Source organism: Campylobacter sp. US25a (genome assembly GCF_004379075.1).
GTDB classification, from domain to species: domain Bacteria; phylum Campylobacterota; class Campylobacteria; order Campylobacterales; family Campylobacteraceae; genus Campylobacter_D; species Campylobacter_D jejuni.
Genome location: NZ_RYYM01000039.1, coordinates 1 through 2054, shown reverse-complemented (window position 1 = coordinate 2054; position 2054 = coordinate 1). Strand labels below are relative to the sequence as shown.

At 30.0% G+C, this 2054-nt stretch carries 2 protein-coding genes and 1 pseudogene; all 3 read right to left on the bottom strand.

Annotated elements, in window-relative coordinates:
* On the bottom strand, positions 1-1011 hold a 1011-nt coding region (locus ELQ12_RS09500), incomplete at its 3' end, for a hypothetical protein (RefSeq protein WP_208379400.1).
* Positions 1001-1636 carry a hypothetical protein gene (locus ELQ12_RS09495; protein WP_070278275.1) on the bottom strand — a complete coding sequence of 212 codons (636 nt, stop codon included), beginning with the start codon at positions 1634-1636 and terminating at the stop codon, positions 1001-1003. The genes ELQ12_RS09495 and ELQ12_RS09500, both read right to left, overlap by 11 nt.
* Positions 1626-2054, bottom strand: a pseudogene (locus ELQ12_RS10495) (hypothetical protein); the annotation flags it as partial. The gene ELQ12_RS09495 and the pseudogene ELQ12_RS10495, both read right to left, overlap by 11 nt.

The window sequence follows — 2054 nt, the reverse complement described above, 5'->3', positions numbered from 1 at the left end:
GCTCTCTTTACCCACATAAACATTTTCAAATACTATTTTACCCTCATCATCACTCATAGCCTTTGCCACCACTCTATTAAAGCGATGATTATAAACATAAATTTCCTTATTTTTTAAAGCTTCTCCATTCTTAGCAAGAAAGCATTCATTGATTTCTATTTTTATATTTAAGGTATTAGCTATGGGTTGTATTCTGATTATAGTTGGATTTTTTTCTTGAGCTTTTTTATAACTTTGCTCATCTTTATCTAAATAATAAGGAAAACTTAGCATCAAAAGAATGGTTTTAAAATAAGCACTATTAATATCACTTATTTCTTTACAAAGCTTTTCTGCTTCATCTTCATTTAACACTCTTAATTCTATATATTGATGAGTGATGAGATAATTGATGATTTTGTGCATTTTTTCATCTAATTTTTCCTCTAAATATTTTTCTTTGGCTTCTTGTTTTTTTAATTCCTCATCTTCATCGCCAAAAATCCGATCATTAATAAAACCCGCCACAAGTGTTCCCACTACTGCACCCACCACTGTCCCAACAATAGGAATTTCTGATCCGGCAATAGCTCCTATTCCAATTCCTGTAAAGACTCTACCAATTATACCTACTCCTGTTCTAATAGTTATCTTTTTGCCTGTCTCTTTTGCTACTTGCTTGATAGCAAAACTTGTTGCTACACTTTTAGTAACTACATACCCTGTTGCCCCCTCTATTAAAAGTTCTTTTGCTATTTTTTCATTGGATTTTTGTTCTAGTTTTTTATAAAGAATATTAAAGATTCCAAAATTAACTTTTATAAGTCGAGAGCCAACTTGCTTGCCTAATTTGTCACTTGTATCAAATAAAACTTTGATTTTTTCTTGACTATAAGCACCAGCAGCACCGACTGAATTTGAAAATATCTGTCCCGCTACTCCAAAATCTTTTTCTTGTGATTGTGTTTTTAATTGTGATACATTAGAGTCTAATACTACTTGTAAGCTAGAGTATATATTTTCATTTGTCATTTTGTATTTTCCTCAATTCCTCAATTTTTAAAAAATCCAAATCAAATCGTGGTGAGATTTTGCTATGCCTACTCTTAAAAAATTCATAGTTTTTCAAATCAATTTTGCTTAAATATTCTTGCGTTTGGGGTTTTATTATTGCATATAATTCTTGGATATTATTGCTTCTGAGTGGATCTAAAAACGAATATGCATTATAAATTTCCTCGCCAAATTTAGATATGGTTACGCTATCGGCATAAATAGCAGTAAATGTGTGTGAAAAATAACAAAAATAAAAACTTCCAATCTCAAAAATTTTATCTTTGCCGACAAATTTCTTTACAATAAGGTCTTTATTTGTGGCATAAATTTCTTTTGTGTTGAGTGTCCGCAAAATTTCCATAAGATAACCAAACATAACAACCATAAATATAAGGCTTATTATACCGAATAATACTATATCCCAAATCCCTTTATCAAAAGCTTGATATAGCTTTTTAATTGCTATATAAAAAATCCAAATAAACCCACATAACACACCAATCCTAAAACTCCATAAAATGATAGTCCATAATACAAGTAATGGCGTGTTTTTATACCGCAATTTCCAAATAATTTCATCTTTGCATTTTTTATTCTCCAAATTCTCTATCCTTTTTCTCTTTTCTGAGTTCCATTGCTTCTTTAAGGAAAGTGGTATTAATTTTGTTATAACCGCTTACATGTGAAATAATTTTTTCAAATTCTTCATCACCTAAGCTTAATAAATAAGGCATTACATGAGGCTTTATAATGGCATTAATTCTTCCAAAACAACCTTTTGTTGGATCATCGCCATCACTGAATAAACCAGGTTCAAGGTATTCTTTGGCCTTATCTCCGAAGGTGTATATCACTATATCTCCTGGATTTGCTATGGATGGAACTGACGAACTACGATAATACACAAAAAAAGTTCCTAAAGGAAAAACCAAATCATTTTTAATATAATACTCAATCACAAGTTTTTCTTTTGTGATATAAATTCTTTTAATATTTGCCATTTGATAGATATTTTTTAC